The organism is Streptomyces sp. NPDC088706, from assembly GCF_044752765.1.
Classification (GTDB): domain Bacteria; phylum Actinomycetota; class Actinomycetes; order Streptomycetales; family Streptomycetaceae; genus Streptomyces.
Genome location: NZ_JBIVLW010000008.1, coordinates 80,297 through 107,018 on the forward strand (window position 1 = coordinate 80,297; position 26,722 = coordinate 107,018).

Here is a 26,722-nt window from a genome sequence, read left to right on the forward strand (position 1 = left end):
GTGGGACCCAGCACTGACAACGGGCCCCGGAGCGACGATGTGCGCAGGTCGACGGCCGCCGTACGGGCGAGCGGGCGGCGGCCGTTCACTGCCCGGTCCGGCCCGGGTGCAGCACCTTGCTGAACAGCACCGCACCGCCCTCGGCCCGCAGACGCACCGTCAGATCAGCGCTGTCACCGTCGATCTCGACCTCTCCGAAGTACTGCGGGGACTCCATCGGCGACACATTGGCCCGGTCCGGTGCCCGGACGAAGACACGGTCGGGCCCGAACGTGCCGTCGAGCGCGTTGGCCGGAAAACCCCCTGCGGCCAGCGGGCCCGAGACGAACTCCCAGAACGGCGCGAAATCCTTGAACGCCGCCCGCTCGGGGGCGTAGTGCTGTGCCGAGGTGTAGTGCACATCGGCCGTCAGCCACACCGTGCCGGTGACCTTGCGGTGCTTGATGAACCGCAGCAGCTGGGCGATCTGCAGCTCACGGCCGAGCGGAGCGCCCGGATCGCCCTGGGCCACCGCCTCGAAGTCCGTCGCCCCGTCCGGGACCACCAGGCCGAGCGGCATGTCGGCCGCGATCACCTTCCACACCGCGCGCGACGCGGCGAGGGCACGTTCGAGCCAACGGAGCTGCTCGGCACCGAGGATGCCGGTCGCGTCGTCGGCCTGTCGGCCGGGGGAGTTGCGGTTGCGGTGCGAGCGCATGTCCAGGACGAAGACGTCCAGCAGCGGCCCGTGGTGGACGACGCGGTACATGCGCGACCGCCGCGCGGAGGAACCGTACGATCCGTGCGACGCCGACACCGGGAAGTACTCGTGGAAGGCGCGCGCGGAACGGGCCGCGAGGATGTCGACGTTCTTCTCGGTGTAGCGCGAGTCGTCGAGTATCTGGCCGGGGTACCAGTTGTTGCGCACCTCGTGGTCGTCCCACTGGACGACGGAGGGGACCTGTGCGTTGAAGCGCCGGACGTTGTGGTCGAGCAGGTTGTAGCGGAAGTTCCCCCGGTACTCGTCCAGCGTCTCGGCGACCTTGGCCTTCTCCTCGGTCATGACGTTGCGCCAGACCCTGCCGTCGGGCAGTGTCACGCTCGGCCGGAGCGGCCCGTCCGCGTAGACGGTGTCCCCGCTGCACAGGAAGAAGTCCGGGTCGAGGCGGCGCATCTCCTCGTACACCCGGTAGCCGCCGATGTCGGGGTTGATGCCCCAGCCCTGCCCCGCGATGTCTCCGGACCACAGGAAGCGCACTCCGTCCCGACGCCGGGCCGGAGCGGTACGGAAGGTTCCGTACACCGGTCTTCCCGTACGGCGCGGATCACCCGGGTCGGCCAGCGTGACGCGATAGTGCACCTGCTCGCCCGCCGGAAGGCCGTACAGCGGAGTGGTGCCGGTGAAGTCCGTCCCCGGGCCGATCAGCGGTCCGTACCAGCGGCGGACCCGGCGGAAGGACTCGGTCGCCGAGGTCTCCACCAGCATCCGGGCGGGCCGGTCCGACCGCACCCACACCAGCGCCGAGGAGGCGGTGACGCTCCCCACCTGTACCCCCCACGCCGCCTCCGGCCGCCCCGCCAGCGCCAGGGCGGGAGCCGCGCCGAGGGCTGTGGGAAGGGCCGCCGCCGGGACGAGCAGCGAGCCGCGCAGGACGGTACGGCGGGCGGGCGAGGGAACACGTGGGCGGTGCGGCATCGAAGCGCCTCCAGGACGGTGGGCGGAACGGGCGGGCGGACACCGGGCCGAGGCGGCCGGAACGCTCCGTCGGGCCGGAGCCGGTCTCCGCCCCCATGCCTAGTGGGCCGTGGAGGCCGCTGCCCCAACGACGGGTGAACGGGGCCGGTCCAAGGCACCGTCAGACACAGGCACCCGTGTCCCGCCCCTGCGCGGCCGCGAGCATCGCGACGCCCCGGGCGATGTCGCCCATCCCCAGATGGGCATAGCCGAGCACGAGCGCCACCGTGCCGTCCTCGGGCCCCGAGTCCCCGCAGTCGCTCAGCGGCCGCAGCGCGATGCCCGCCCCCGCCGCGCGGCTCAGGAACCTCCCCTCGGGGCCGTACCGTTCGGGCAGCCGCGCGATGATGTGCAGCCCCGCGGCGATGCCGCTGACCGCCGTACCGGGGAAGTGCTCGCCGAGCGCGGCCACCAGGGCGTCCCGGCGCTCCCGGTAGGCGCGCTGGCAGCGGCGCAGCTGCCGGTCGTAGGCGCCGCGTGTGACGAAGTCGGCCAGCACCGCCTGGTCGACGGCGGGATTTCCCAGATCCATGGTCCGTTTGCGGGCGATGATGGCGCCGGTCAGGGAGGCGGGGGCGATGAGCCAGCCCAGCCGAAGTCCCGGCGCCAGCGACTTGCTCACCGATCCGGTGTACACCACACGCTCCGGGTCGAGTCCCTGCAGAGCCCCCACCGGAGCCCGGTCGTACCGGAAGTCCCCGTCGTAGTCGTCCTCCATGATCACGGCGTCCGCCGCACGTGCCCAGTCGAGCAGTCGGCGGCGCCGCTCCGCGGAGTAGGCGATTCCGGTGGGGAACTGGTGCGCCGGTGTGGTCACCACGGCGCGTACGCCGCAGCGCCGCAACGGATCGAGCGCCAGCCCCTCCGCGTCGAGCGGCAGCGGGACCGCGTTCAGGCCCGTAGACGCGAACAGCGACGCGTGCTCCGGGCTCCCCGGGTCCTCCACGCCGACCGAGGCCAGCCCCTCGTCACGCAGCACGAAGCCGAGCAAGGTCGCCGCCTGCGCCACACCCGAGCAGACCACCAGCCGCTCGGGATCGGCCACCACCCCGCGCCGCCGGACCAGCAGTCCGGCCAGCGCCTCCCGCAGCTCCGGCAGCCCGCGCGGATCGGGGTACCCCAGCGCACGGTGCGGAAGCCGCCCGAGCACCGTCCGCTGGGCGGCGGTCCACGCGGCGCGCGGGAAGAGGGAGAGGTCGGGGACGCCCGGCCGGAAGTCCACTCGTGCGCCCGGCGCACGCGGCGCCAGATCCCGTACGGAATGCGCCGCGGCGCGCACTCCACCGCTCACCCAGGTCCCCGCGCCCCGGCCGCTGCGCAGATAGCCCTCGGCGGTCAGCTGTTCGTACGCCTCGGTGACCAGCCCGCGTGACACCCCGAGATCGGCGGCGAGTTCCCGGCTTGAGGGCAGCCTCGTGCCGGCGGTGAGACGCCCCGAGCGGACGGCCTCCCGCAGGGCGGACTGGAGGGCGCGCCCCCGCCCGCGTACCGGGGCGGCGGCGGCGGGCAGCAGCAGCTCCCAGGCCGGAGAAGTGGAATCGAGACCGCCGGATCGGTCGCGGCCTTCCCCACCGGTCGAATTGGTCCCCGAAGACGTCATGGAAGTGGACCCTAAACCGGTCCGCGCCCGGACCTAGCGTCACCGTCATGAACACGAACTCTCTGCGCGGAGCCCTCCTGGCCGCCTTCGCCTGTGTGCTGGTGGGAGCCTCCTTCACCGCCAACAGCGTCCTCGGCGACTACCCGTACGCGGGCGGCCAGGCGCTCCGCTACGGTCTGGCCGCACTGCTGCTGGCCGCTCTGCTGCGGCGGGGCCCCGACCCCGTGGCCCTTCCGCTGCGAGGCCTCTCCGGGCGCCGGTGGGTGCGGCTCGGTCTGCTCTCCGCCGTCGGCATGGTCGGCTTCAACCTGGCGATCCTGGCAGCGGAACGGAGCGCGGAACCGGCCGTTCCGGGCGTCTTCGTCGGCTGCGCGCCCATCGTCGTGGGGGTCCTGGTCCCCCTCCTGGAGAGCCGTCGCCCCTCGCGTACCACCTTGTACGCCGGCGGGCTGGTCGCCGCCGGAGCGTTCACGGTCCAGGGCTGGGGCCGCACCGACCTGGCAGGCGTCTGCTGGTCGGTGGGCGCGCTCGCCGGCGAGGTCGGCTTCGCGGTCCTCGCCGTACCGGTGCTGCGGCCGCTCGGCCCCAAACTGCTCGCGGCGACGGTCTGCGCCGTCGCCGCCGTGCAGTCCGCGCTGCTCGGACTGATCATGGACGGCGCCGCGTTCCTGCGGGTCCCGACACCGGCCGAGACGACGGCCCTGCTCTGGCAGGCCGTCGTCGTCACCGTGGTCGGCTTCGTCTGCTGGTACATCGGCCTGCAACGCATCGGGGCCGAACGCGCCACCCTCTTCTCCGGCCTCATCCCGGTCTCCGCCGCGCTGACCGCACCGCTCGTCGGAGCCGGCACGTACGGCATGGCGCAAGGCGCGGGGAGCTTGCTGGTCGGCGCCGGGGTGGCACTGGGTTCGGGAGTCCTGGGGCGCCGCGCCGCCGGCGGTACGCCGCCGCGCCCCGCCCCCTCAGCGGCTGGTGTCGAGGATGACACGGGCGACCAGGGCCGGGTCGTCGTTCATCGGGACGTGCCCGCAGCCGGGCAGCCGCACGAGCCTGGCTGCCGGGATCACGTGCTTGGCGCGGATTCCCTGCCTGCGGAGCAGGATGCGGTCGCGGGTGCCCCAGGCGACGGTGACGGGGATGCCCTTGACATCGTCGGTGAAGCAGACGCCCCCGCCGGCGGCGAGCGTCTGGTGGAAGCCGGTCGCTCCCCGCAGGGCCAGGGTCTCGGCGACGACGGCCTCAGGTGAACGCCTGCCGGGCCGGGCGTAGATGGTGCTGGTCAGCGCGGTGCGCCCGGCCGCGCTGCGGGAGAGCCGCTCGATCGCCGGCACCGGGAGGGCCAGCGCGGCGCGGCGCATCCCCCGCAGGGTGGTGAAGGCGTAGCGGCGCTCCGGCTCGTTCCAGAAGCCCGCGGGCGACAGCGCGGTCACCGAGCGGACCAGCTCCCTGCGCCCCAACTCCAGGGCGAACAGGCCCCCGAGGGAGTTGCCGGCCACATGCGGGCGGTCGAGACCCAGCGCCGCGAACAAGGCCCCGAGGACCGGAGTGACCGCCTCCAGGGTGTACGGAACTCCGTCCGGCAGCCCCGACGACGCCCCGAAGCCGGGCAGGTCGACGGCTATCACCTCCCGCTCGGCGGCCAGGATCCGCGTCACCGGGTCCCAGGCCTGGTGGTGGTGACCGATGCCGTGGAGCAGGACCAACGGCTCGCCCGCACCGGTCCGTTCATACGCCACCGAGACCGGACGGGAACCGTGCGCCGCGTCGGCGGTGAAGGAGACCGTGGTGGTCATGGAGCTGCTCCCGGAGTAGATAGACATCGCGTCAACAACAATTACCGTTCGGTAGCCCGGAGTTCAAGGGCTCCGGCGATTCCCGCTGGACACCATCCGGCGGGTCGGCCGGGATGGGCCGGTGACAGCCGACACCACGACCGCGGTCTTCGAAGAACACCGGCCCGTCCTCACCGGCGTCGCCTACCGCATGCTCGGCCGGGTCGCCGACGCCGAGGACGTCGTGCAGGAGGCGTGGCTGAGGTGGTCCTCCGTGACCCAGGAGGGCATCCGCGAGCCGCGGGCCTTCCTGGTGCGGATCACCATCGACCGGCTGCGCCACCTGCGGTCGCGCCGGGAGTCGTACGTGGGCCCCTGGCTGCCGGAGCCGGTGGTCACCGACTTCGGGCCGAACGTGCCCGACGCGGCGGACCAAGCCGTCCTCGCCGACTCCGTCTCCCTGGCCGTGCTGGTCGTCCTCGAATCGCTCTCCCCGTCGGAGCGCGCGGTCTTCGTGCTGCGCGAGGCCTTCGGCTTCCCGTACGCCGAGATCGCCACCGCCCTCGACCGTACCGAGGCGGCCGTCCGTCAGCTCGCCGGGCGGGCCAGGCGGCACGTGGACGAACGCAAGCCGCGCTACGACGTCGACCCGGCGGAGCGCCGGGACCTCGCCGAGCGGTTCCTGGCCGCCGCGTCCGGCGGCTCCATCGAGCAGCTGATGGCTCTCCTGGCGCCGGATGTCCGGCTCGTCAGTGACGCCGGCGGCAAGGCGAAGGCGGCCCGGCGGATCATCGAGACCGCCGACAAGGTCGGCCGGTTCCTCATGCGGTGGGCCGGGAGGGGGGGCCGGAGTGGGACGTGCGCATCGCGGAGTTCAACGGCGGCCCCGCGCTGGCGTGTTTTGTCGGAGGAAAGCCGGACACCTTCTTCCAGCTCGACGTCCGGGACGGGGCTGTTCAATGCGTCTATATCGTTCGTAATCCTGACAAGCTCGCCGGTCTCTCCGGCGTGTCAGCGCGCGTGCTTTCCGGCCAGGGCGAATCCGGCTGAGCCCGCTCCGCGCCCGACCGCACGAAGCCCCACCACCGGCCCCGTGGTGGGGCTTCTTGCTGCGTCCCGCTCACGGGGCCAAGAACGTCGTGTGAACGCTCTGCGCCAAAGTCCCGTTTCGTTCCGTTACGGAATAAGGATTGGTCTTGACCAAGGGCATGCGCCGCCCTAGGGTCTCGACTTAAGACAGGAACCTTTAATAAATAGCGTCGCGGAAAAGTCGCTGGGCGATTGCGGAGGACTTGGTGGGGACCACGCAGCTGGAATCGGTACAGGAGCCGAAGTACTGGCACCTCAAGACCGTGCTCAGTGAGGCACTCGACTCGGACTTCGCGGTGGGCGAGATCCTGCCCAACGAGCGGGACCTCGCGGCACGGTTCGGCGTCGCGCGGGCCACGCTCCGGCAGGCACTGGAGCAGCTCGAACTCGAAGGCCGACTGCAGCGCCGCCGCGGCGTCGGTACGACGGTCGCCCCGCCGCGCGTGGGTGTCGCCGTCTCCACCGCGCAGCACGAGTGGACGGGCGGCGCGACCGGCGAGGCCTGGCAGCCGGTCGACTGCGTCGGCGAGGCCGCCCCGAGCGCCGTCGCCGCCATGCTCGGCACCGGCTCCGAGCCGGTCCATGTGGTGCGCCGCATCCGCGAGACCCACGGGCAGGCGGTGGCGGCCGAACTTCTCTACGTACCCGCCTCCTCGGTGCCCGACCTCTCCGCGATCGACGCACCGTCGGGCTCCGTGCGCGCCCGCGCCGTCCTGCGTGAGCTGCACCGGCTGGGCCTGGAGGGGCAGGACCGCTCCGTCGAGCTGGGATCGGCGCGCGCGGACGACGCCAAGGAGCTCGACCGGCTGCCCGGCGCACCCGTCCTCGTCGTCACCACCCGGTACTTCACCGCGGGCGGCACGGCGGCCGTGTCCATCGCCACCTACCGGGCGGACACCTGCCGGCTCACCTTCGGGGACTCCGGCGCACTGGAGATCAGCCACGACGAGCAGCAGCAGCGCCAGGCGTCCTGACGCCTGTTACGGGTGTCCTTGGCCGGTGGTCGCCACCTGGTGGCGGTCCGCCGGCCACCGGTCCGGGCGCCGCCATCGGTGCGCCACCCGGCCCGTCCGCGGTCAGCGGCGGGCCGTCACCGCGCCCTCCACGGCGAACAGCTGCTCCTCGACGTGGTCCAGCGCCAGCCGCAGGGCCCCCGTCGCCACCGCGGCCTCGCCGAGCAGGGACAACGTCACGCGCGGCGGGCGCAGACAGTAGCGGGCCAGCTCCTCGCGGAGCGGTTCCAGCACACCGTCCAGCCCGGCGGCCCAGCCACCCACCACCACCAGCTCCGGGTCGAGTGCCAGCGCCAGGGCCGCCACATCGTGCACCAGTCGCTGGAGGAACCGCTCGACGGCCGCCTGCGCCTCCACATCGCCCTGGCGGGCCTTGGCGAACACCACGGCGACCGCCTGCTCGTCCAGCGGCTCCAGCGGGGTGCCCGTGGTCGAGAGCAGATGTTCCGGGGTCACGTCCCTGCCCAGCAGGTGCAGGGCGCCGATCTCCCCGGCCGCCCCACCGAATCCCCGGTGCAGCCGTCCGCCGATCAGCGAACCGGCCCCGGGGCTCAGCCCCGCCAGGACGAAGACGATGTCGTCGGACTCCATGGCCGCGCCCTTCCAGTGCTCGGCGACCGCGGCGGCATTGGCGTCGTTCTCCACGAGGACCGGGCAACGGAACGAACGCCGCAGCCGCTCCCCGAGCGCGAGCCCCGTCCACCCCGGCAGCGCCGTGCCCAGCCGCACGGTCCCGTCGGCCTCCACGATGCCGGGGCTGCCGACCCCCACGGCGCGCAGACTGCTCCGGGCCACCCCGGTGCGGCGCAGCAGGTCCGCGATCACGGCCCGCACCTGGTCGAGCCGTTCGTCCGCACCCGCCGTCTCCGACACCGCACGGGACCCTGCCCCGGTCACCCGGCCGTCGAGCCCCGACAGCAGGGCCGAAACCCGGTGCGGGCCGATCTCGACGCCCAGCAGATGTCCGGCCTCGGCACGGAAGCGGAACCGGCGGGCGGGCCGCCCCTGGCGACGCGCCTCACTCTCGTCGGGCAGGGCCTCGACCACCAGGCCGGCCTCGAACAGCCCCTCGACCACGCCCTCGACCGTCGGCCGGGAGAGACCCGTGATCCGGGTCAGGTCCGTCAGCGTCGGCGAGCCGGCCCCTCGCAGGGCGTGCAGTACCACCGCTGAATTGATCCGCCGCAGCAGCGACGGATCTCCCCCGGTCAGCCGGCTCACGGTGTGTCCTCCCAGCTCGTGCGCATGTCTGCCGGATCGTACTCGCTGCTCGCAGGCCCTGCGAGCGGCTCCGCAAGCCGGTATCGAGCCGCAACCTGCGTCCGCTCGGAGCCACGAAACCGGACGCGTGGACCGCGATGCCCGCCGGCGTACGGCCCCGGGAACCCAACTTCGCGTACGTCGAACGGACATGAGACCTCACCGTCTCGATGCCGAGGCCGGCCCGCGGCGACCTCCGCATCCGACCGGCCCCGGGCCGTCAACCGGAGCACAGGCGTGACGCCTGACTCCGGGGCCAGGGCTCCGACTGTCAGTACCGGGCGGTTTACTGACGTCATGACGACCGCACACCATCTCCGCCTCATCGACGGGATGCGCACCAGGGAGTTCCCCCCGGAGCGCGTGCCGTCGGTCTCGGGAGTCAGCGGACCCGGCTACCACACGGCATTCCTGCGTACCGGCCCTGAAGCGTGGGGTGATGACGAACCGGTGGGCCCGGAGCACCGGGCACAGTGCCTGGCGGAGCACGACGCGCTGCTCACGCTCCTCACCGCCCGCTGGGGTGAACCGCAGCTGATGAGCCTGTGGAGCGCGCAGGAGCGCATGACGGCGGGCGAGGTCATACCGGACCCCTGGGCGGATCCGGTGGCCGGATGCGAGTTCGTCCGACTGTGGCGGGTCGAGGGGCGGTGGATCGCCACGGGGCTGGTCCTGGAGGAGGGGGGCCCGGGCTGCGAGCTGACGGTGCTGGTGACGGTCATCGATCCACCCTGATGGGCCCCGCGTCGGGCTTGTCCCGGGTCCTGACCGGATCGGGCTTGGTCCGGCCGGAGGAAGACCCCGGCTGCCGGACCGGGAGTCAGGCCGGTGGATCGGACGCCAGGACGGCCGCTCGGAGGCGGGCGAACTCCTCGGCCATCGTTGCGATCGTCCAATGGGCGTTCAGCCCGCTGGGGTTGGGCAGGGCCCACACGTGGGCACCGCCGATCCTGCGCTCCTGCCGGCCGATCCGTGCACGCGGCTCCCCGAACGCCGTGCGGTAGGCCGTGATGCCGACGACCGCGAGCCACGTCGGCGCGAGCCGCTCGACCCGCGCGGTGAGGGCCGCGCCGCCTCGCTGGAACTCGTCCGCGCCCAGCTCGTCCGCCCGGGCTGTCGCCCGGGCCACCACATTGGTGATGCCGAGGCCGAGGGGCAGAAGCTCGGACTGCTCGGCGGGCAGAAGCCGCCGGGGAGTGAAGCCCGAGCGGTGGAGGACCGGCCAGAAGCGGTTGCCGGGGTGGGCGAAGTGGTGGCCCGTGGCCGCGGTCATCAGGCTCGGATTGATGCCGCAGAAGAGCACGCGCAGACCGCCCGCGGCCACATCGGGGACGATGCGGCCGCGGGCGGCGCGGAGCTCCTCGGGGGTCATGCCGGAGAGGTGGTGCCGGTCAGAGGATCGAGCCGGGGGCGTAGGCCGCGGCCTCGGGGTGCTGCTTGGTGATCTCCTCGATACGTGACACCAGCGCCGTCACCTGGTCACCGGCCGCGCCCGTGAACGAGAGCTTGTCGGCCATCAGGGCGTCCAGCTCCGCTCGGTCCAGCGGGAGGCGCTCGTCGGCGGCCAGCTTGTCGAGCAGCTCGTTGCGCTCGGCACCCTGCTCCCGCATCGCCAGCGCGGAGGCGACCGCGTTCTCCTTGATCGCCTCGTGGGCCACCTCGCGGCCGACCCCGGCCCGCACGGCCCCCATGAGGACCTTGGTGGTCGCCAGGAAGGGAAGGTAGCGGTCCAGCTCACGAGCCACGACGGCGGGGAAGGCGCCGAACTCGTCGAGCACCGTCAGGAAGGTCTCCAGCAGGCCGTCGAACGCGAAGAACGCGTCCGGCAGCGCCACCCGGCGGACCACGGAGCAGGACACATCGCCCTCGTTCCACTGGTCGCCCGCGAGCTCGCCGGTCATCGAGGCGTAGCCCCGCAGGATCACCATCAGGCCGTTGACCCGCTCGCAGGAGCGCGTGTTCATCTTGTGCGGCATGGCGGACGAGCCGACCTGGCCGGGCTTGAAGCCCTCCGTCACCAGCTCGTGGCCGGCCATCAGCCGGATGGTCTTCGCCACCGACGAGGGCGCCGCGGCGAGCTGCACCAGAGCGGTCACCACGTCGTAGTCGAGCGAGCGGGGGTAGACCTGGCCCACCGAGGTGAACGCCTCGGCGAAGCCGAGGTGCCCGGCGATGCGCCGTTCCAGGTCGGCGAGCTTGTCCGCGTCGCCGCCCAGCAGGTCCAGCATGTCCTGAGCCGTACCCACCGGGCCCTTGATCCCGCGCAGCGGGTAGCGGGAGAGGAGGTCCTCCAGCCGGCCGTAGGCCACCAGCAGCTCGTCGGCCGCCGTGGCGAAGCGCTTGCCGAGCGTCGTGGCCTGGGCGGCGACATTGTGCGAGCGCCCGGCGATCACGAGCTCGCGGTACTCCGCCGCGAGCTTTCCGAGCCGGGCCAGCACGGCCACGCCACGGTCGCGCATCAGCTCCAGCGAGAGGCGGATCTGAAGCTGCTCGACGTTCTCCGTCAGATCACGCGAGGTCATGCCCTTGTGGACCTGCTCGTGGCCCGCGAGGGCGTTGAACTCCTCGATCCGAGCCTTCACGTCATGCCGGGTGATCTTCTCGCGCTCGGCGATCGACGCCAGGTCGACCTGGTCGAGCACGCGCTCGTAATCGGCGATCGCGGCATCGGGCACCTCGATCCCGAGGTCCTTCTGAGCGCGCAGCACCGCCAGCCACAGCTGACGCTCCAGCTTCACCTTCTGCTCGGGGGACCAGAGGACGGCCAGCTCCGTGGAGGCGTAGCGGCCGGCCAGGACATTGGGGATGCGAGGCTTCGCAGACACAGCAGTCACGTGGACAGAGTCTACTGTCGGTTCCGGCGTGCTCGTCCGCCCCCGCGCCTTCGTCCCATGTCAGAGGGTTGTGCCGGGCATCGCGGCGGGACGGAGGCCGCCGGCCGGGGCGCTAGCGCGCGGCCAGCCGCTCCAGCAGGACCGCGCTCCGTGCCAGCAGCGCCCGCTCCTCGTCCGTGAGTTCGGCCTCGATGGCCTGGGCGAGCCAGCCGACCCTGCGACCGCGCTCCGCTTCGAGCGCGGCCCGGCCCGCGTCCGACAGCTCGACCAGGGACTTGCGGCCGTCCGTGGGGTGGGCGCGACGCGTGATCAGGTGCTGTTCCATGAGGAGCCCCACCGCCCGGGCCATCGACTGGGGGCGTACGCGCTGGTCGGCGGCGAGGTCGCTGGTGGTCATGGCGCCGTCGCGGTCGAGCGCGCCGAGCACGGCGACCTGGCCCAGCGGGATGCGGTCCTCGTGTGTGACGCGCCGGGTGAGCTTGCCCATCGCGGTACGCAGTTCGGCGGCGATGACGGCGGCTTCCGGGGTGGGCATAGGGCACTCTACCCCGCGGGCCGACCAGGCTCCCCAGCTGATCTAAGCAGCAATGCTGCACAGCCTAGCTGATAAGCATTGCTGTACAGTTCGGCTGTCGGGCTCAGCGCCAGCGTCGTCGCAGCCGGGGCCACGGCACACGACAACGGGAAGGAACTCCCATGTCCGCACAGGCAGTCGGCTCCACCGACATCACCGACATCACCGACGCCACCATCGAGACCGTCACCGCCCGCCGGATCATCGACAGCCGGGGCAACCCCACGGTCGAGGTCGACGTCGTCCTCGCCGACGGGTCCCTGGGGCGCGCGGCCGTCCCCTCCGGCGCCTCCACCGGCGCCCGGGAGGCCGTGGAGCTGCGCGACGGGGACTCCGCACGCTGGCACGGCAAGGGCGTCGACCGCGCGGTGGCCCACGTCAACGGGGAGATCGCGGCGTCCGTGCGCGGCCGGGACGCGGCGGACCAGGCGGGTCTCGACGCCGCGCTCGTCGCCCTCGACGGCACCGCCACGAAGTCCCGGCTCGGCGCCAACGCGATCCTCGGCGTCTCCCTCGCCACCGCCAAGGCGGCCGCGGCGGCGAACCGCCTGCCCCTCTACCGCTACCTCGGTGGCGCCGACGCCCATCTCCTGCCGCTGCCGATGATGAACATTGTCAACGGCGGCGCCCACGCCGACAATCCGCTCGACTTCCAGGAGTTCATGATCGCGCCCGTGGGTGCGGACACCTTCGCCGAAGCCGTCCGCATGGGCAGCGAGGTCTTCCACACCCTGCGCCGCGATCTGCTGGCCGCCGGGCACTCCACGGGCGTCGGCGACGAGGGGGGCTTCGCGCCCGCGCTGCGTACCGCCGAGGAGGCGCTCGACTTCGTGATGGCGGCCATCGAGCGCACCGGCTACCGCCCCGGTACGGACATCGGCCTGATCATGGACCCGGCGTCGTCGGAGTTCTTCCGCGACGGTGTGTACGACTACGCGGGGGAGGGGGTGCGACGTACCCCCGCCGAGAACGCCGACTACCTGGCCGAACTCATCGACGCCTACCCGGTCGTCTCCATCGAGGACCCGATGGCGGAGAACGACCTGGAGGGCTGGCGCGAGCTGACCGCCCGCGTCGGCGACCGCTGCCAGCTCACCGGCGACGACGTGTTCTGCACGAACGAGGCGCTGCTGCGCGAGGGCATCCGTACCGGCGTCGGCAACTCGGTCCTGGTCAAGGTCAATCAGATCGGGACCCTGACCGAGGCGCTGGCCACGGTGGCCACGGCCCACCGGGCGGGCTGGACGGCCGTCATGTCGCACCGCTCGGGTGAGACGGAGGACACCACCATCGCGGACCTCGCGGTGGCGACCGGCTGCGGTCAGATCAAGACCGGTTCGCTCTCCCGCTCCGACCGCACGGCGAAGTACAACCAGCTGATCCGGATCGAGGAGGAGCTGGGCGACTCGGCGCGCTTCGCGGGCCGCTCCGTACTGCCTCGGGCGTGACCGGCGTCCGCCGGAGTACTTAGCGGGAGGCCGGCGGAAGCCCCGTGCCACCGTCCAGCGGTCCCGGCTCAGGCAGGTCCTCCGCCCGGCGCCACCCCGTCACCGGACCGGGGAGCGCGGCGTCCGCGGGGGTGATCCAGAAGGCCGAGGCCGTCTCGGTGTTGAACTGGGCGCCCGCCCGGCCGTCGCCCGAGGACCTGCCGGTGAGCCGCCGGCCGACCCAGGGCCCCAGGTGGCGGCGGGCGAAGCGGATGTCGTCGGCCCGCCGGTTCGCCCAGCGCGGCGGCGGGGAGGCGGGGACCGGCGCCTGCCAGTCCAGCTCGGGCGGCAGCCCCAGCGTCTGCCACACCGCCTCCGCCACTCGCCGGTGGCCCTCCGCGGTGAGGTGCAGCCGGTCGGCGTCCCACATCCGGGGGTCGCCGAGCGAAGGCGCGGAGTAGAGGTCGACCACCGAGGCGCCGTGCCGGCCGGCCAGATCGTCGATCAGGGCGAACAGCGCCTCCATCCGAGGACGGAACCGCTCGAACACCGGACCGTTGCGCCCGGGGCTGCGCATCAGCACCAGCTTCTTGCAGGACGGGGCCAGACGCTCCACGGCCTCTTCGAGCCGCCCCCTGACCATGCCCATGTCGCACTTCGGGCGCAGCGTGTCGTTCAGCCCGCCGACGAGGGTCACCACATCGGCCCGCATGGCGGCCGCCGGGCCCACCTGCTCGTCGACGATCTGGCGGATGAGCTTTCCGCGCACCGCGAGGTTGGCGTAGCGGAACCCGGGGGACCGGGCCGCGAGCCGGGAGGCCAGGACATCGGCCCAGCCCCGGTAGGTGCCGTCCGGAAGCAGATCCGACATGCCCTCGGTGAACGAGTCGCCGACCGCGACGAGACTGGTGTAGGTGGCATTCAATTCCATGGCCCAGCGATTCTACCGTGACGGCTCCCGTACCGTCCGGCCGGTACGGGAGCCGTCACGCCCGGCGTTCAGAGGGACTGCGCCCGGCCCACCAGCTCGCGCAGGACGTCCTCCATCGTGACCATGCCGACCAGCCGGTCACTCTCGTCGAGGACGGCCGCGAGATGGGTCCGGCTGCGCCGCAGCGCGGTCAGCACGTCGTCCAGCGGGGCCGCCGCCCGGACCCGGGCGATCGGCCGCAGGGCCGCCACCGGGAAGGGGGCGTCCCGGGGCATGGCGTCCAGGGCGTCCTTCACATGGAGGTAGCCCAGGATGCGGCCCTCGCCGTCCATCACCGGGAAGCGGGAGAACCCGGACACGTGCGAGAGCCGCTCCAGCTCCTCCGGAGTGGTGCCGACCCGGGTGTACAGCACCCGGTCCACCGGCATGACCACATCCCGTACCGGGCGGCGGCCCAGCTCCAGGGCGTGGCGCAGCCGCTCCGCCGAGCGGTCGTCGACCAGCCCGGCGTCCCCGGCGTCCTTCACCAGCCTGGCCAGTTCGTCGTCCGAGAAGGTCGCGGAGACCTCGTCCCTCGTCTCCACCCGCAGGAGCTTGAGGAGGGCGTTGGCGAAGGCGTTGATCGCGAAGATCACCGGACGCAGCGCACGGGCCATGGCGACCAGCGGCGGCCCCAGGAACAGCGCGGTGCGCACCGGTTCGGCCAGCGCGATGTTCTTCGGCACCATCTCGCCCAGCAGCATGTGCAGATAGGTCGCCACCGCCAGGGCGATCACGAAGGAGAGCGGGTGCACCAGCCCGTGCGGCACCCCCACCGCGTCGAACACCGGCTCCAGCAGGTGGGCGATGGCGGGCTCCGCCACGATGCCCAGCACCAGGGTGCAGAGGGTGATACCGAGCTGGGCGGCGGCCAGCAGCGCCGAGACGTGCTCCAGCCCCCAGATGACACTGCGGGCCCGCCGGTTGCCGGCTTCGGCCTCCGGCTCGATCTGGCTGCGCCGGACCGAGATCAGGGCGAACTCGGCGCCGACGAAGAAGGCGTTGGCCACCAGCGTCAGCAGACCGGTGAAGAGCTGAAGGGCGATCACCGTGTCCCCTCCTCCGTCCGCTCCCCGGCACCGGGCGGCGGCGCGTGCAGCAGCGCCCGCGCGGCCCGGCGGCCCGTGGCGTCCACCACGTCGATCCGCCACCCCGCCAACTCGACGGCGTCGTCCACCGTCGGAATCCGCCCGAGCTCCGCGGCGATCAGCCCGGCCAACGTCTCGTAGGGCCCCTCCGGGACCCGCAGTCCGATCCGGCTCAACTGGTCGGTACGGGCCGCGCCGTCGGCCGACCACAGGGTGCGGCCGTCGGCGTCCTCACCGGCGGCCGCCAGGTCGGGCGTCTCGTGCGGATCGTGCTCGTCGCGGACCTCGCCGACGACCTCCTCCACGATGTCCTCCAGCGTGACGACGCCCGCCGTACCGCCGTACTCGTCGATCACCACCGCCATGGCGAGCTTGCCGGACAGCTGGTCCAGCAACCGGTCGACGGTGAGCGTCTCCGGTACGAGCAGGGGTTCCCGGAGCATCTCCGAGACCCGCTTACGTGGGCGTTCGTCGGCCGGGACCGCCAGCACGTCCTTGATGTGGGCCACGCCGACCACCGTGTCCAGGCTGCCGCGGTAGACGGGGAAGCGGGAGAGACCGGTGGCCCGGGTCGCGTTGGCCACGTCCTCGGCCGTCGCCCGCACCTCCAGCGCGGTCACCTGGACCCGAGGGGTCATCACGTTCTCCGCGGTGAGCTCAACCAGATTCAGGGTGCGTACGAAGAGTTCGGCGGTGTCCGCCTCCAGTGCCCCCGCCTTCGCGGAGTGCCGGGCCAGCGCGACCAGCTCCTGCGGACTGCGGGCGGAGGCCAGCTCCTCCGTCGGCTCCAGGCCGAAGCGCCGCACGATCCGGTTCGCCGTGTTGTTGAGGTGGCTGATGAAGGGCCGGAACACGGCGGTGAACGCCCGCTGCGGGGTGGCGACCGCCTTGGCCACGGCCAGCGGCGAGGAGATCGCCCAGTTCTTCGGCACCAGCTCGCCGACCACCATCAGGACCACCGTGGACAGCGCGGTACCGATGACGAGGGCCAGCGTGGACGCGGCGGCGGGCGGCAGCCCCGCCGCCTCGACCGGGCCGCGGATCAGCTTGGCGATCGACGGCTCGGAGAGCATGCCGATCACCAGGTTGGTGACGGTGATCCCGAGCTGCGCGCCCGAGAGCTGGAAGGTCAGGCCGCGTACGGCCGTCAGGGCGCTCGCGGCACCCCGGTCGCCCCGCTCCACGGCCCGCTCCAGCTCACCGCGCTCCACCGTGGTCAGGGAGAACTCCGCCGCGACGAAGGCGCCGCACGCGACACAGAGCAGAAGGGCGACGAGCAGCAGGAGCACTTCGGTCATCGGTTCACCTCCGTCCCATGATCGGGCAGGGGCGGAAGGATCGCGCGGTGTCGACTACGGGGAGGCTCGCCCATGGGCGGACGCTCACACCTTTCGGCAGACGGGGCGGGAGGACGGGAAGAAATCTCATCGTAGAGCGTCTGCCCAGCCGTTCCCGGCACTACCGCCTCGGACCGTGAGGCTCTTCACCCGAGGGATGGTCACCCCTCCGCGGACGAGCTGCGCCGGTCGGGCGGGTGAGGCACCTGGCCCGGAGCTCAAGGCGCTCAGCTCGGCTGCGGCGCGGTGAACGGTTTGCGGGCCACGCCGAGCACGCAGGGGGAGGAAGGGAACTGCGGGCCCTTCTCCGGGATCCGCAGCCTGCGGTACGTCCCCACCTCGAAGCCCGCCGCCTCGATCGCGGCCAGTGGGTCCCGCGCCGTGTGGCAGCCGCCGAAGAGGAGCGGCCACACCGTCCGGTCCGCCGTGCGCTGTGCGGCGGCCAGGGCTCTGCCGGGTGCCAGTCCGTGTTCGAAGAACCGCAGTTCACCGCCCGGACGCAGGACCCGCCGGATCTCTGCCAGCGCCTTCGGCAGGTCCCGTACCGTGCACAGGACCAGCGAGGCCACCGCCGCGTCGAACGCCTCGCTCTTGACCGGGAGGGCTTCCGCGGCCCCCGGCACCACATCCACCGGCACCTCGGCGCGCAGCCCGTTGCGGACGGCGAGCTGCCGCAGCGAACGCTCCGGCTCCAGTGCCACGACCTCCGAGACCGCCCCGGGGTAGTGGGCGAAGTTCAGCCCGTTCCCCGCACCGATCTCGATGACCCGGCCGGAGAGCCCCGCCAGCAACTCCTCGCGGTGAGCGGCGATACCGCCCTTGAGGTCGGCCGTCACACTCATCCGGGCGTAGAAGCGGGCGAAGAGCGGGTGGTGCACGGCGTCCCGCGGGAGCCTCCTGCTGCGCAGCTGCATGACGGACCTCCGTGAGGAGAGGGCGGACGGCTCTCCTCACCGGTTCTTCCCCGTACGGAACCCATTCTCCCCTGTACGGACCGGTCAGGCATGTCCGTACGTCACCGAGGGGGCCCTCCGTCACACGGCCGGCACGGTCCAGGTCCCCCCGAGCTCCGGAGCCAGCCAACCCGCCGCCCGCGCCGCGAAGTCGGCGCCGCTCAGTGCTCCCGCACCGGCCGGCACGGCTCCCAGGAGCGGGGCGCCCGCCGCCACCGGCAGGTCCTCTATGTTGCACCGGGAGGCCAGGTCCGGCCGCTGGGGCATGCTCCCCACCACGACACCCAGGCACTCCAGCCTCCGCGCCCGCAGTGCCTCGGCCGTGAGCGCGGTGGCGTTCAGCGTGCCCAGGCCGGCGGGCGCCACCACCAGCACCGGGGCGGCCAGCAGTCGCGCGGCGTCCGCGAGCGTGGCACCCTCGTCGTCGAACCGGACGAGCAGCCCGCCCGCCCCCTCGACCAGCACCAGGTCGTGCTCGGTGGCCAGCTTCCGAGCCGCCTCGGCCACCTCGTGCGGCCGCACCGGGGCGAGCCCGGCCCGGCGGGCCGCCGTGGCCGGGGCCAACGGCTCGGGGAACCGGGCCAGTTCGACGGCGGTGACGTGGGAACCCGCCAGCCGTGCCACCTCGGCCGCGTCCCCCGGCTCCCCGGACGTGAGCCCGGTCTGCGCGGGCTTGAGCACCGCGACCCGGCGGCCTCGCGCGGCGGCCGCCACCGCGGCGGTCACCACCGTCTTGCCGATCTCCGTGCCCGTACCGGTCACCACGAGGATGGTCATGTCAGCCTTCCCGCGCCGCGGCACACACGGCCCGGCAGATCCGTCGTACGTCGTCGTCGCCGGTGACGTACGGCGGCATCGTGTACACGAGGTCGCGGAACGGCCGCAGCCACACGCCCTCGCGCACGGCCGCCCGCGTCGCCGCCGCCATGTCCACCTCGTGGTCGAGCTGAACCACGCCGATCGCCCCCAGGACGCGTACGTCCACGACCCCGGCGATCTCCGCCGCGGGCGCCAGGCCGGAGCGCAGCCCCGCGCCGATCCGCGCCACCTCGCCCGCCCAGTCCTGCCCGAGCAGCAGATCCACCGAGGCCGAGGCGATCGAGGCGGCCAGCGGGTTGCCCATGAACGTCGGGCCGTGCGCCAGCACCGGCACCTCGCCGCGCGAGATGCCCTCGGCCACCCGTGAGGTGCACAGTGTCGCCGCCATCGTGAGATAGCCGCCGGTCAGCGCCTTGCCGACGCACATGACGTCCGGCGAGACCCCGGCATGACCGGCGGCGAACAGCGTGCCCGTCCGCCCGAAACCGGTGGCGATCTCGTCGAACACCAGCAGGACGTCCAGCTCGTCGCAGGCCTCGCGCAGCACCCGCAGATAGGCGGGGGAGTGGAACCGCATCCCGCCCGCCCCCTGCACCACCGGCTCCACGATCACCGCGGCCAGCTCGTCGGCGTGATGCGCGATCAGCTCCCGCAGATGGGTCACATAGGCGGGGTCCGGCTCCGCGTCGAAGCCGTCGGGCGGGGCGTCGGCGAAGACCTGCCGGGGGAGCGAGCCGGACCACAGCTCGTGCATCCCGCCCTCCGGGTCGCACACCGACATCGGCTGCCAGGTGTCACCGTGGTAACCGCCGCGCCAGGTCAGCAGCCGGCGCTTGTCCGGCCGGCCGGCCGACCGCCAGTACTGCAGGCACATCTTGACCGCGACCTCGACCGAGACGGACCCGGAGTCGGCGAGGAAGACGTGCTGGAGCGGTTCGGGAGTGATCTCCACCAGCCGGGTGGCCAGCCGGACGGCGGGCTCATGGGTGAGCCCGCCGAACATCACATGGCTCATCCGGTCCAGCTGGCCGCGCGCGGCCTCGTTGAGGACCGGATGGTTGTAGCCGTGCACCGCCGACCACCAGGACGACATGCCGTCCACCAACTCGCTCTGCCCGTGGACGGGTTCGGCGAGCCGGAGCCGTACGCCGGAGGCCGACTCCACGACCAGCGGCTCCTGCCGGCCCGGCATCGGGCCGTAGGGGTGCCAGACGTGCGCGCGGTCCAGCGCCCGCAGTTCGTCGGGGGCGTACGGCTTCGGTCGGGCAGGCCGGCGGAGTCCGGGGTCGTACGGATCAGGCATTGGGCGCGAGATCCGTCCCCACACCGCGACGGCGGACCGCCACCAGATCCGTGCGCGCCGCACCGGCCGGGACGCTCTCCCCGGCCTCCGCGACGGCCGCGGGCTCAGCCTCCCCGTGACCACCGCACGGCCCGCAGCCGCCGCCACCGTGCGAACCGCAGCCCGCCCCCGCGCCGGCGTCCTGAGCACCGGCCGGGGCGCCCTGCGAACCGCAGCCGCCCCCGCCCAGCGCGTCGGCCCGGTGACGGGGAAGCGTCGTCGTGCCGGCGCCCTCCACCTCGAAGCCGGCGTCGGCGATCATGTCCAGGTCGGCCTGGCCGGCCTGGCCCTCGCTGGTCAGGTAGTCACCGAGGAAGATCGAGTTCACCAGGTGCAGCGCGAGGGGCTGCATCGAGCGCAGGTGCACCTCGCGGCCGCCCGCGAGCCGGACCTCCACGTCGGGGCAGACGAAGCGGACCATGGCGAGAATCCGCAGGCAGCGCTGCGGGGTGAGGTTCCACTCCTTGGCCAGCGGCGTCCCCTCGAACGGGATCAGGAAGTTCACCGGCACCGAGTCCGGATCCAGGTCCCGCAGCGCGAACACGACGTCGACCAGGTCCTTGTCGCTCTCACCCATCCCGGCGATCAGCCCGGAACACGCCGAAAGACCGGCGGCCTGGGCCTGCTGCACGGTCTCCACCCGGTCCGCGTAGGTGTGGGTGGTCGTGATCGCCCCGTACGTCTCCTCGGACGTGTTGAGGTTGTGGTTGTACGCGTCGGCACCCGCCGAACGCAGCCGCTCGGCCTGTCCGTCGGAGAGCAGGCCGAGACAGGCGCAGACCTCGACGCCCTCGTTCTCCTCCTTGATCGCCTCGATGGTCTTGGTGACCCGGTCGACGTCCCGGTCCGTCGGCCCGCGCCCGCTCGCCACCAGGCAGACCCGCTTGGCCCCGCCGGCCACCCCGGCGGCGGCGGCCTTCGACGCCTCGTCCGGCTTCAGCCAGGTGTACTTGAGGATCCCGGCCTTGGAGCCGAGCCGCTGCGAGCAGTACGAGCAGTCCTCGGGGCAGAGCCCCGACTTCAGGTTGACCAGGTAGTTGAGTTTGACGCGCCGCCCGAACCACTGGCGGCGTACCTTGCCCGCGGCGGCCACCACGTCGAGCAGGTCGTCGTCGGAGGTCGCCAGCACGGCGAGCGCTTCTTCGCGGGTCGGCAGTGCGCGCCGCAGCCCCTTGTCCACCAGCGTGTTCAGCAGGTCCATGAAAGATGATCCTGGCTTACGGCACCACCTCCAGCCAAGGAGGAACCGGACAGGAGACGCGGGTGAGGGTGTGTGTATTGCCACACCCTGACCTGCTGCGCACCCCGCTAGGGTCTGTGAGCTGCCTACAAAAGGGACCGTCCTATGTCCTTCGCCCCGCCCTCCTCCCCGTTCGACTGGATCGACGACGAGGCCCGCCGCCGGGCCGAGGCCGGACTCGTCCGGGCCCTGCGCCCGAGGAGTGCGGAAGCCGAGCTCCTCGACCTGGCGAGCAACGACTACCTGGGCCTGACCCGGCACCCCGAGGTCACCGCCGCCGCGGCCGGCGCCGCCCACCGCTGGGGTGCGGGCGCGACGGGTTCCCGACTGGTCACCGGCACGACCGCGCTGCACACCGAACTCGAACGGGAGCTCGCCGACTTCTGCGGCTTCGAGGCGGCCCTCGTCCTGTCCTCCGGTTACGCGGCCAACCTCGCGGCCCTGACCGCGCTGTCCGGGCGCGGTTCGCTCATCGTCTCCGACGCCGGTAACCACGCGTCCATCGTGGACGGCTGCCGACTGTCCCGCGCACAGACCGCGGTCGTCCCGCACGCCGATCCGGACGCGGTGGCCAAGGCGCTCCAGGCCCACGAAGGGCGGGCGCTCACCGTCACCGACTCGGTCTTCTCGGTCGACGGGGACGCGGCACCGCTGTCCGCGCTCGCCGGGGTCTGCCGCGCCGCGAACGCCGCCCTCGTCGTGGACGACGCCCATGGCCTCGGGGTCCTCGGCGACGGCGGACGCGGCGCCCTCGCCGCCGCCGGACTGGCGGGCGGCGAGGGCGTCGTCGCCACGCTCACCCTCTCCAAGTCGCTGGGCAGCCAGGGCGGAGCGGTCCTGGGGCCGGCCCGGGTCATCGAGCACCTGGTCAACACGGCCCGGACGTTCATCTTCGACACCGGCCTGGCCCCGGCCGCGGCGGGCGGCGCACTGGGCGCCCTGCGGCTGCTGCGCCGGGAACCGGCACGGGCGGCCAGGGCCGGGGAGGTCGCCGCCGCGCTGTACGGGCGGCTCACCGCCGCCGGGCTGACCGCGGTCCGGCCCGACGCGGCGGTCGTCTCCGTCCGGGCACCCTCGGCGGACGCGGCCGTGCGGTGGGCGGCCGACTGCCGTACGGCCGGGGTCTCGGTGGGCTGCTTCCGCCCGCCGTCGGTGCCGGACGGCATCTCCCGGCTGCGGCTGACCGCGCGGGCGGACCTGACCGAGGAGCAGATCCACGCCGCGGTGGCCACGGTCGCCGCCACCGCTCCCCGGGAGGCCCTGACCCCGGTCAGCTGACCGGGTGCCGCCCCAGTCCGGCCACGAAGGTGGTCCAGGCCGGCGCGGAGAAACGCAGCGGTGGCCGTTCCGCGTCCTTGGAATCGCGTACGGCGAGGAGCGCGCCGCCGGCGTCGGGGCCTGCGAGCCGCGCGGTCTCCACGCAGTTGTTCATCCCGGTGGAGCGGCTGCTGCGGCGCCACCGGAGTGGCTCCGCGGTGCGCTGTGAGGCGTGCGGTGCGAGACGGTCGGACATGGTGCCCCCCTCGGGCGGAGTCGGACGTCCTATCGAAAGCCGCTGCGGATCGCGGCCATGAGCTCCAGCGATCGGTCCGGCGTCAGTGCGTGCGCCTGCAAGGTGCGGAAGGCCGAGCTGTACGCCTCAAGGTCTTCTTTCCGCTCCAGATAGAGGCTACTCGTCAAGTGGTCAAGGACGACCACATCCAGATCAGAAATGTTCGGAAAGGAGAAGATAACGAAAGGGCAGGTGAGTCCGACATACCCGCCGACGGAGAAGGGCAGCAACTGTAGTTGCACATGCGGGAGTTGTGCCGCCTGCGTCAGATGGTGCAGCTGATCCCTCATCACCTCGGGCCCGCCCACCTCCCGGCGCAGCACCGCCTCGTCCAGCACGGCGGTGAACCGCAGCGGCGGGTCCGCGCGCAGCACCCTCTGACGGGTCAGCCGCACCTCGACCAGGGAGTCGAGGTGGTCCGTCGGCAGCCCGTCGAGGGAGGCCCGGGTCACCGCCCGCGCGTATCCGGCCGTCTGGAGCAGCCCCGGCACCACCGAGGTCTCCAGGGTCCGCACCGTACCGGCCTGGGACTCCAGGCTGATGAAGTCGCGGTACTGGGGCGGGATCAGCCCCCGGTACGCGTGCCACCACCCCGCGCCGCCGCCGCCGGCCGACCCCGCGAGCACTTCGAGCAGCGCCCGCAGCTGCGTGTCGCGCACCACGTAGACGTCGAGCAGCCGCGTCACGTCGCCCGGGCTGACCCCGCTCGCGCCGGTCTCGACGCGGCTCACCTTCGACTGGTGCCAGCCGAGCAGGCGCGCCGCGTCCCTGCTGGTCAGTCCGGCGGCGTGCCGCAGGCTCCGTAACTCCTCGCCGAGCTTCCGTCGCCGGACGACGGGGCCGTGCAGCATCCAGGTCTCCTCGCGCTGTGCGGAACGGGACGGGTCCGACACGCACCGCCGGGTTCGGACCCGCAGAGGGGTCAGTGTGCCCGCCGTCCGGGGTGCACAGGACCCGAATTCACCGCTTCGAGCGACAGATATATGCATATCTTGGTCGAACATCGTTACAGCCAGCTTCAACAGTGGCACTCTGGCGCGAAGCACCATCCTGGCCGACCGCCCGTCGGCCGGGGCGCGAAAGGGACGGCGTCGCCATGGCAGACCATCAGGAAGCAACCGTCACCCTGCCGAGCGATCCGGTCTCGGTCTCCTCGGCCCGTACATATGTGGCCAGGACCTTGGCCGAATGGGGCCTCTCGGAGGACACCGAACTCGCCGACACCATCCGGCTGATCATCTCCGAGCTCGCCACCAACGCGGTCCAGCACACCTTCGGCCTGTCACCGACCTTCACCGTGGATCTGCGCCTCGAACGCGACGAGGAGCTGCGCCTCGGTGTGACGGACAGTCACCCCCGTTGGCCGCAGAAGCTGCCCGCCGCCGTCCGCCAGGACAACGGGCGGGGCATGGTGATCATCCGGGCGCTGGCCAAGGAGTACGGCGGTCGGCTCACGGTCGTCCCCACGGCCGAGGGCGGTAAGACGGTCTGGATCGAGCTGCCCTGGGCGGTGCCGGTCCAGGGCTGAGGCACGGGCCGGCCGTGGGAGGAGGACACCCGGGGGACGGTGGACAGGTGGGCGGCGGCCGGGGACGGCAGACGGTCGGGCGGCCCGGGGACGACACACAGGCGGGCGGCCCGGGGGCGGCAGACAGGTGGGCTGCGGCCGGGGACGGCAGACAGGTGGGCTGCGGCCGGGGGCGGCAGACAGGCGGCCCGGGGACGATACACAGGCGGGCGGCCCGGGGACGACACACAGGCGGGCGGCCCGGGGACGACCGGGCCTAGCGCGCCGCCCCCCGGCCGAACCCGCTCCGCAACAGTGCGAGCAGGGTCGCCGCCGCGGCCGTCGCCCGGTCGCCGCGGTGCACCACGGAGATCGTCCGGCGGAACTCCGCGGGCTCCAGCCGCCGCACGGCCAGCGGCGTGGATGACAGCGAGGCGACCATCTCCGGCACCACCGCCACGCCGAGCCCCGCGCTGACGAGCGCGCACACCAGCGCATAGCCGGGCGACTCGCACACCACCGCCGGTGCGGCGCCGGCCGCCGCCAGCGCGCTCTCCACCCCGCGCCGGGGCGGATGCGCCGGAGCGCTGCTGATCAGCGGCCGGCCCGCCAGCTCGGCGACCGGCAGCCGCCCGGAGCCTTCGGAGAGCCGGTGCCCGACCGCGGTCGCCAGCACCAGCTCCTCCACCAGCAGGGGTTCCAGGACGACGCCCGGGGGCGGCGGCTCGGCCACCGCCGGTTCGTACGTGTGGGTCAGCGCCAGGTCCACCTCGCCCGCGGTGACCGCGGCGATCCCGCCCGGCGGCTCGTACTCCGTGACGGCCAGCTCCACGTCCGGGTGGGCCCGCCGGAACGCGCTCAGGACCGGTGGCAGCAGATGGACCCCGGCCGTCGTGAACGTCCCCACCCGCAGTCGGCCGCCGGACAGCCCGGCGAGCTGCGCCAGCTCGTGCCGCGCCTGGTCCAGTTCGTCCAGCACCCGCCGGGCCCGCCCCGCCAGCAGCTCACCGGCCGCCGTCAGCCGCGCCCCGCGATGGTGGCGCACCAGCAGCGCCGCCCCGGCCTCGCGCTCCAGCTTGGCCAGCTGCTGGGAGAGCGCGGGCGCGGTGTACCCCAGGTGGGCGGCGGCCCGTGTGATCGATCCGGTCTCGGCGACCGCCACCAGTGCGGCGAGCCGCGTCGGGTCGTACATGAAGCGTTCCTTTAGGCAGACCCAGAAGATTGCAAGTACACGCTGAAGGCTCCGCCGGTCCAGGCTGGACCCCATGGACGCACAACTGATCGCCTTCACCGGGATCGCCGCCGGTATGGTCGCGCTGCCCGGCGCCGACTTCACCGTCGTCGTACGCAACGCCCTGGCCTCCCGCAGCGCCGGTCTGGCCAGCGCGCTCGGGGTCGCCGGAGGACTGCTCGTGCACACCGCGCTCGCCGTGGCGGGGCTCGCCGCGGTACTGGTGACGGTGCCCGTGCTCTTCCGCACCGTCCAACTGCTCGGCGGCGCGTACGTGCTGTACCTCGGGATCAGCGCGCTGTACGCGCTCCGGCGCAGGGTCCCGGAGCCGGGCCGTGCGCCGGACCGGGTACGGCCGGAGGCGCCCGGGGAGTTCGGGCGCGCGCTCCGGCAGGGGTTCCTGACCAACGCGCTCAACCCGAAGGCCCCGGTCCTCTTCCTCAGCCTGCTGCCGCAGTTCGTCCCGGCCGGGCAGCCGCCGCTGCCCAGGACGCTGCTGCTCGCCGCCCTCGTGGTGGCGCTCGCCCTGATCTGGTTCCCGGCCGTCGCCCTGCTCGTGGACCGGCTGGGGCGATGGCTGCGCCGGCCGCGTACCGCGCGGGCGATCGAGGGCGGCAGCGGCGTGGCGCTCACCGGACTCGGGCTGGTGCTGGTGACCGGGCCCCTCCTGCGCTGAGACGCGCCGAGGGGGCCCGTACCGTCCGCGCGGGAGGAGCGTCCGGTCGGCGGGTCAGCGGACCCGTCCGTACCAGACGCTCTTGGACCAGATCTTCGCCTTGCGCACCACGTCCCCGGATTTGGGGGAGTGCCAGATCTTCCCGCCCCCGGCGTAGATGCCCACGTGGTAGACGCTGCGCCCGGAATGGAAGAAGACGAGGTCACCGCGTTTGCGCTGCGACTTGGAGATATGGCGGGTCTTGTTGTACTGCTGCTGTGCGGTGCGGGGAAGCTTCTTCCCGACCTTCTTGAACGAGTAGAGAGTCAGCCCCGAACAGTCGAACCGACTGGGGCCGGCGGCCCCGTACTTGTAGGGAGCCCCCTTCTTCGACGCGGCGACCTTGAGCGCCTTCGTCGAATGGGTGGCGGCCTCGGCATCGTTGACCAGGCCGGGCGCCAGCATGGCGGACGTCACGGCAAAGGTGAGTACCGAGGCCGTGCCGACCCGGGTGAACAGAGACGGGACATGAACCTGCGCAGACATGCGCAACCCTTCGTCAGCCGCCTGTGAAGGATGACCTGTCGGGTTCGGGCTGGCGAAGTTGCCCGGCCGCGTGACGCGGCTTCACCCCGAGGGCTTCCCGGTCTCCCGGTCGGCCCGTTGTGCTCGGGTCCTCCACTCCTGCCGATCCACTCCTGTCGACCAGTCATCCGGGAGGCGGCAGGACTCGGCGTCCACCCGG

General features: G+C 72.8%; 24 protein-coding genes, 2 pseudogenes and 1 riboswitch. Of the genes and pseudogenes, 8 read left to right on the plus strand and 18 right to left on the minus strand.

Annotated elements, in window-relative coordinates:
- Nucleotides 1-85: 85 nt before the first annotated feature.
- Together ACIQAK_RS20025 and ACIQAK_RS20030 are read right to left on the minus strand one after the other, a co-directional pair.
- The gene (locus tag ACIQAK_RS20025; protein WP_366390286.1) at nucleotides 86-1,675 is read right to left on the minus strand and encodes an alkaline phosphatase D family protein; all 1,590 of its coding nucleotides are present in this window, start codon (nucleotides 1,673-1,675) and stop codon (nucleotides 86-88) included.
- Between the two features lie 160 nt (nucleotides 1,676-1,835).
- Nucleotides 1,836-3,314, minus strand: a complete 1,479-nt coding sequence (locus tag ACIQAK_RS20030) for a PLP-dependent aminotransferase family protein (protein WP_366390285.1) — start codon at nucleotides 3,312-3,314, stop codon at nucleotides 1,836-1,838.
- A gap of 47 nt (nucleotides 3,315-3,361) precedes the next feature.
- Here ACIQAK_RS20030 and ACIQAK_RS20035 point away from each other — a divergent pair.
- Nucleotides 3,362-4,207, plus strand: a pseudogene (locus tag ACIQAK_RS20035) (EamA family transporter); the annotation flags it as partial.
- 69 nt (nucleotides 4,208-4,276) lie between these two features.
- Here ACIQAK_RS20035 and ACIQAK_RS20040 read toward each other — a convergent pair.
- Complete coding sequence (locus tag ACIQAK_RS20040) at nucleotides 4,277-5,107, minus strand: alpha/beta fold hydrolase (RefSeq protein ID WP_366390284.1); 831 nt, start codon at nucleotides 5,105-5,107, stop codon at nucleotides 4,277-4,279.
- 121 nt (nucleotides 5,108-5,228) lie between these two features.
- Here ACIQAK_RS20040 and sigJ point away from each other — a divergent pair.
- Nucleotides 5,229-6,136, plus strand: a pseudogene (sigJ, locus tag ACIQAK_RS20045) (RNA polymerase sigma factor SigJ).
- Between the two features lie 245 nt (nucleotides 6,137-6,381).
- Nucleotides 6,382-7,149 carry a GntR family transcriptional regulator gene (locus tag ACIQAK_RS20050; RefSeq protein WP_366390283.1) on the plus strand — a complete coding sequence of 256 codons (768 nt, stop codon included), beginning with the start codon at nucleotides 6,382-6,384 and terminating at the stop codon, nucleotides 7,147-7,149.
- Between the two features lie 102 nt (nucleotides 7,150-7,251).
- Here ACIQAK_RS20050 and ACIQAK_RS20055 read toward each other — a convergent pair whose 3' ends face one another.
- Nucleotides 7,252-8,409, minus strand: coding sequence for an ROK family protein (locus ACIQAK_RS20055; protein ID WP_366390282.1), 1,158 nt, complete (start codon nucleotides 8,407-8,409; stop codon nucleotides 7,252-7,254).
- A gap of 336 nt (nucleotides 8,410-8,745) precedes the next feature.
- Between ACIQAK_RS20055 and ACIQAK_RS20060 the strand changes: the two genes are divergently transcribed.
- Nucleotides 8,746-9,183, plus strand: a complete 438-nt coding sequence (locus ACIQAK_RS20060) for a hypothetical protein (RefSeq protein ID WP_366390281.1) — start codon at nucleotides 8,746-8,748, stop codon at nucleotides 9,181-9,183.
- An 85-nt stretch (nucleotides 9,184-9,268) separates the two neighbouring features.
- On the opposite strand, the gene mug is transcribed toward ACIQAK_RS20060, so the two are convergent.
- From mug to ACIQAK_RS20075, 3 genes are all read right to left on the minus strand, one after another.
- Nucleotides 9,269-9,820, minus strand: a complete 552-nt coding sequence (gene mug, locus ACIQAK_RS20065; RefSeq protein WP_366390280.1) for a G/U mismatch-specific DNA glycosylase — start codon at nucleotides 9,818-9,820, stop codon at nucleotides 9,269-9,271.
- Between the two features lie 19 nt (nucleotides 9,821-9,839).
- A complete protein-coding gene (gene purB / locus ACIQAK_RS20070) occupies nucleotides 9,840-11,282 on the minus strand; it encodes an adenylosuccinate lyase (protein ID WP_366390279.1) in 1,443 nt (480 codons plus the stop codon).
- 112 nt (nucleotides 11,283-11,394) lie between these two features.
- Nucleotides 11,395-11,817 carry a MarR family transcriptional regulator gene (locus tag ACIQAK_RS20075; RefSeq protein ID WP_366390278.1) on the minus strand — a complete coding sequence of 141 codons (423 nt, stop codon included), beginning with the start codon at nucleotides 11,815-11,817 and terminating at the stop codon, nucleotides 11,395-11,397.
- 161 nt (nucleotides 11,818-11,978) lie between these two features.
- On the opposite strand from ACIQAK_RS20075, the gene eno reads away from it, so the two are divergent.
- Entirely contained in the window at nucleotides 11,979-13,304 is a 1,326-nt protein-coding gene (gene eno / locus ACIQAK_RS20080) for a phosphopyruvate hydratase (protein WP_366390277.1), read from the plus strand.
- 19 nt (nucleotides 13,305-13,323) lie between these two features.
- Here the strand turns inward: eno and ACIQAK_RS20085 are convergent, their stop codons facing one another.
- From ACIQAK_RS20085 to bioB, 7 genes are all read right to left on the minus strand, one after another.
- Nucleotides 13,324-14,214 carry an SGNH/GDSL hydrolase family protein gene (locus ACIQAK_RS20085; RefSeq protein ID WP_366390276.1) on the minus strand — a complete coding sequence of 297 codons (891 nt, stop codon included), beginning with the start codon at nucleotides 14,212-14,214 and terminating at the stop codon, nucleotides 13,324-13,326.
- Nucleotides 14,215-14,282: 68 nt separating this feature from the next.
- Complete coding sequence (locus tag ACIQAK_RS20090) at nucleotides 14,283-15,302, minus strand: hemolysin family protein (protein ID WP_366390275.1); 1,020 nt, start codon at nucleotides 15,300-15,302, stop codon at nucleotides 14,283-14,285.
- Nucleotides 15,299-16,639 carry a hemolysin family protein gene (locus tag ACIQAK_RS20095; protein ID WP_366390274.1) on the minus strand — a complete coding sequence of 447 codons (1,341 nt, stop codon included), beginning with the start codon at nucleotides 16,637-16,639 and terminating at the stop codon, nucleotides 15,299-15,301. Before ACIQAK_RS20095 ends, ACIQAK_RS20090 begins: the two co-directional genes overlap by 4 nt.
- Before the next feature lie 266 nt (nucleotides 16,640-16,905).
- Nucleotides 16,906-17,592 carry a class I SAM-dependent methyltransferase gene (locus ACIQAK_RS20100; RefSeq protein WP_366390273.1) on the minus strand — a complete coding sequence of 229 codons (687 nt, stop codon included), beginning with the start codon at nucleotides 17,590-17,592 and terminating at the stop codon, nucleotides 16,906-16,908.
- Nucleotides 17,593-17,712: 120 nt separating this feature from the next.
- Nucleotides 17,713-18,408: a dethiobiotin synthase gene (bioD, locus tag ACIQAK_RS20105; protein WP_366390272.1), complete on the minus strand. Its 696-nt coding sequence runs from the start codon at nucleotides 18,406-18,408 to the stop codon at nucleotides 17,713-17,715.
- Nucleotide 18,409: 1 nt separating this feature from the next.
- Nucleotides 18,410-19,753 carry an adenosylmethionine--8-amino-7-oxononanoate transaminase gene (locus tag ACIQAK_RS20110; RefSeq protein WP_366390271.1) on the minus strand — a complete coding sequence of 448 codons (1,344 nt, stop codon included), beginning with the start codon at nucleotides 19,751-19,753 and terminating at the stop codon, nucleotides 18,410-18,412.
- A complete protein-coding gene (gene bioB, locus ACIQAK_RS20115; RefSeq protein WP_366390270.1) occupies nucleotides 19,746-20,993 on the minus strand; it encodes a biotin synthase BioB in 1,248 nt (415 codons plus the stop codon). The genes ACIQAK_RS20110 and bioB overlap by 8 nt, the downstream gene beginning before the upstream one ends.
- 144 nt (nucleotides 20,994-21,137) lie before the next feature.
- Here bioB and ACIQAK_RS20120 point away from each other — a divergent pair, with 144 nt between their 5' ends.
- Nucleotides 21,138-22,310, plus strand: a complete 1,173-nt coding sequence (locus ACIQAK_RS20120) for an 8-amino-7-oxononanoate synthase (RefSeq protein ID WP_366390269.1) — start codon at nucleotides 21,138-21,140, stop codon at nucleotides 22,308-22,310.
- Here ACIQAK_RS20120 and ACIQAK_RS20125 read toward each other — a convergent pair.
- Both ACIQAK_RS20125 and ACIQAK_RS20130 read right to left on the minus strand, forming a co-directional pair.
- Nucleotides 22,303-22,545: a DUF397 domain-containing protein gene (locus ACIQAK_RS20125; RefSeq protein WP_366390268.1), complete on the minus strand. Its 243-nt coding sequence runs from the start codon at nucleotides 22,543-22,545 to the stop codon at nucleotides 22,303-22,305. The two genes, ACIQAK_RS20120 and ACIQAK_RS20125, sit on opposite strands and share 8 nt — an antisense overlap.
- Nucleotides 22,546-22,574: 29 nt before the next feature.
- Nucleotides 22,575-23,435, minus strand: coding sequence for a helix-turn-helix transcriptional regulator (locus ACIQAK_RS20130; RefSeq protein WP_366390267.1), 861 nt, complete (start codon nucleotides 23,433-23,435; stop codon nucleotides 22,575-22,577).
- 245 nt (nucleotides 23,436-23,680) lie between these two features.
- Here ACIQAK_RS20130 and ACIQAK_RS20135 point away from each other — a divergent pair, with 245 nt between their 5' ends.
- Nucleotides 23,681-24,112: an ATP-binding protein gene (locus ACIQAK_RS20135; RefSeq protein WP_366390266.1), complete on the plus strand. Its 432-nt coding sequence runs from the start codon at nucleotides 23,681-23,683 to the stop codon at nucleotides 24,110-24,112.
- Nucleotides 24,113-24,368: 256 nt separating this feature from the next.
- Here the strand turns inward: ACIQAK_RS20135 and ACIQAK_RS20140 are convergent, their stop codons facing one another.
- Nucleotides 24,369-25,283: a LysR family transcriptional regulator gene (locus tag ACIQAK_RS20140; protein WP_366390265.1), complete on the minus strand. Its 915-nt coding sequence runs from the start codon at nucleotides 25,281-25,283 to the stop codon at nucleotides 24,369-24,371.
- A gap of 73 nt (nucleotides 25,284-25,356) precedes the next feature.
- Between ACIQAK_RS20140 and ACIQAK_RS20145 the strand changes: the two genes are divergently transcribed.
- Nucleotides 25,357-25,998: a LysE family translocator gene (locus tag ACIQAK_RS20145; protein ID WP_366390264.1), complete on the plus strand. Its 642-nt coding sequence runs from the start codon at nucleotides 25,357-25,359 to the stop codon at nucleotides 25,996-25,998.
- Between the two features lie 54 nt (nucleotides 25,999-26,052).
- Here ACIQAK_RS20145 and ACIQAK_RS20150 read toward each other — a convergent pair whose 3' ends face one another.
- Nucleotides 26,053-26,523, minus strand: a complete 471-nt coding sequence (locus tag ACIQAK_RS20150; protein WP_366390263.1) for a C40 family peptidase — start codon at nucleotides 26,521-26,523, stop codon at nucleotides 26,053-26,055.
- A 3-nt stretch (nucleotides 26,524-26,526) separates the two neighbouring features.
- A riboswitch (cyclic di-AMP (ydaO/yuaA leader) is annotated at nucleotides 26,527-26,713 on the minus strand.
- Nucleotides 26,714-26,722: the final 9 nt, after the last annotated feature.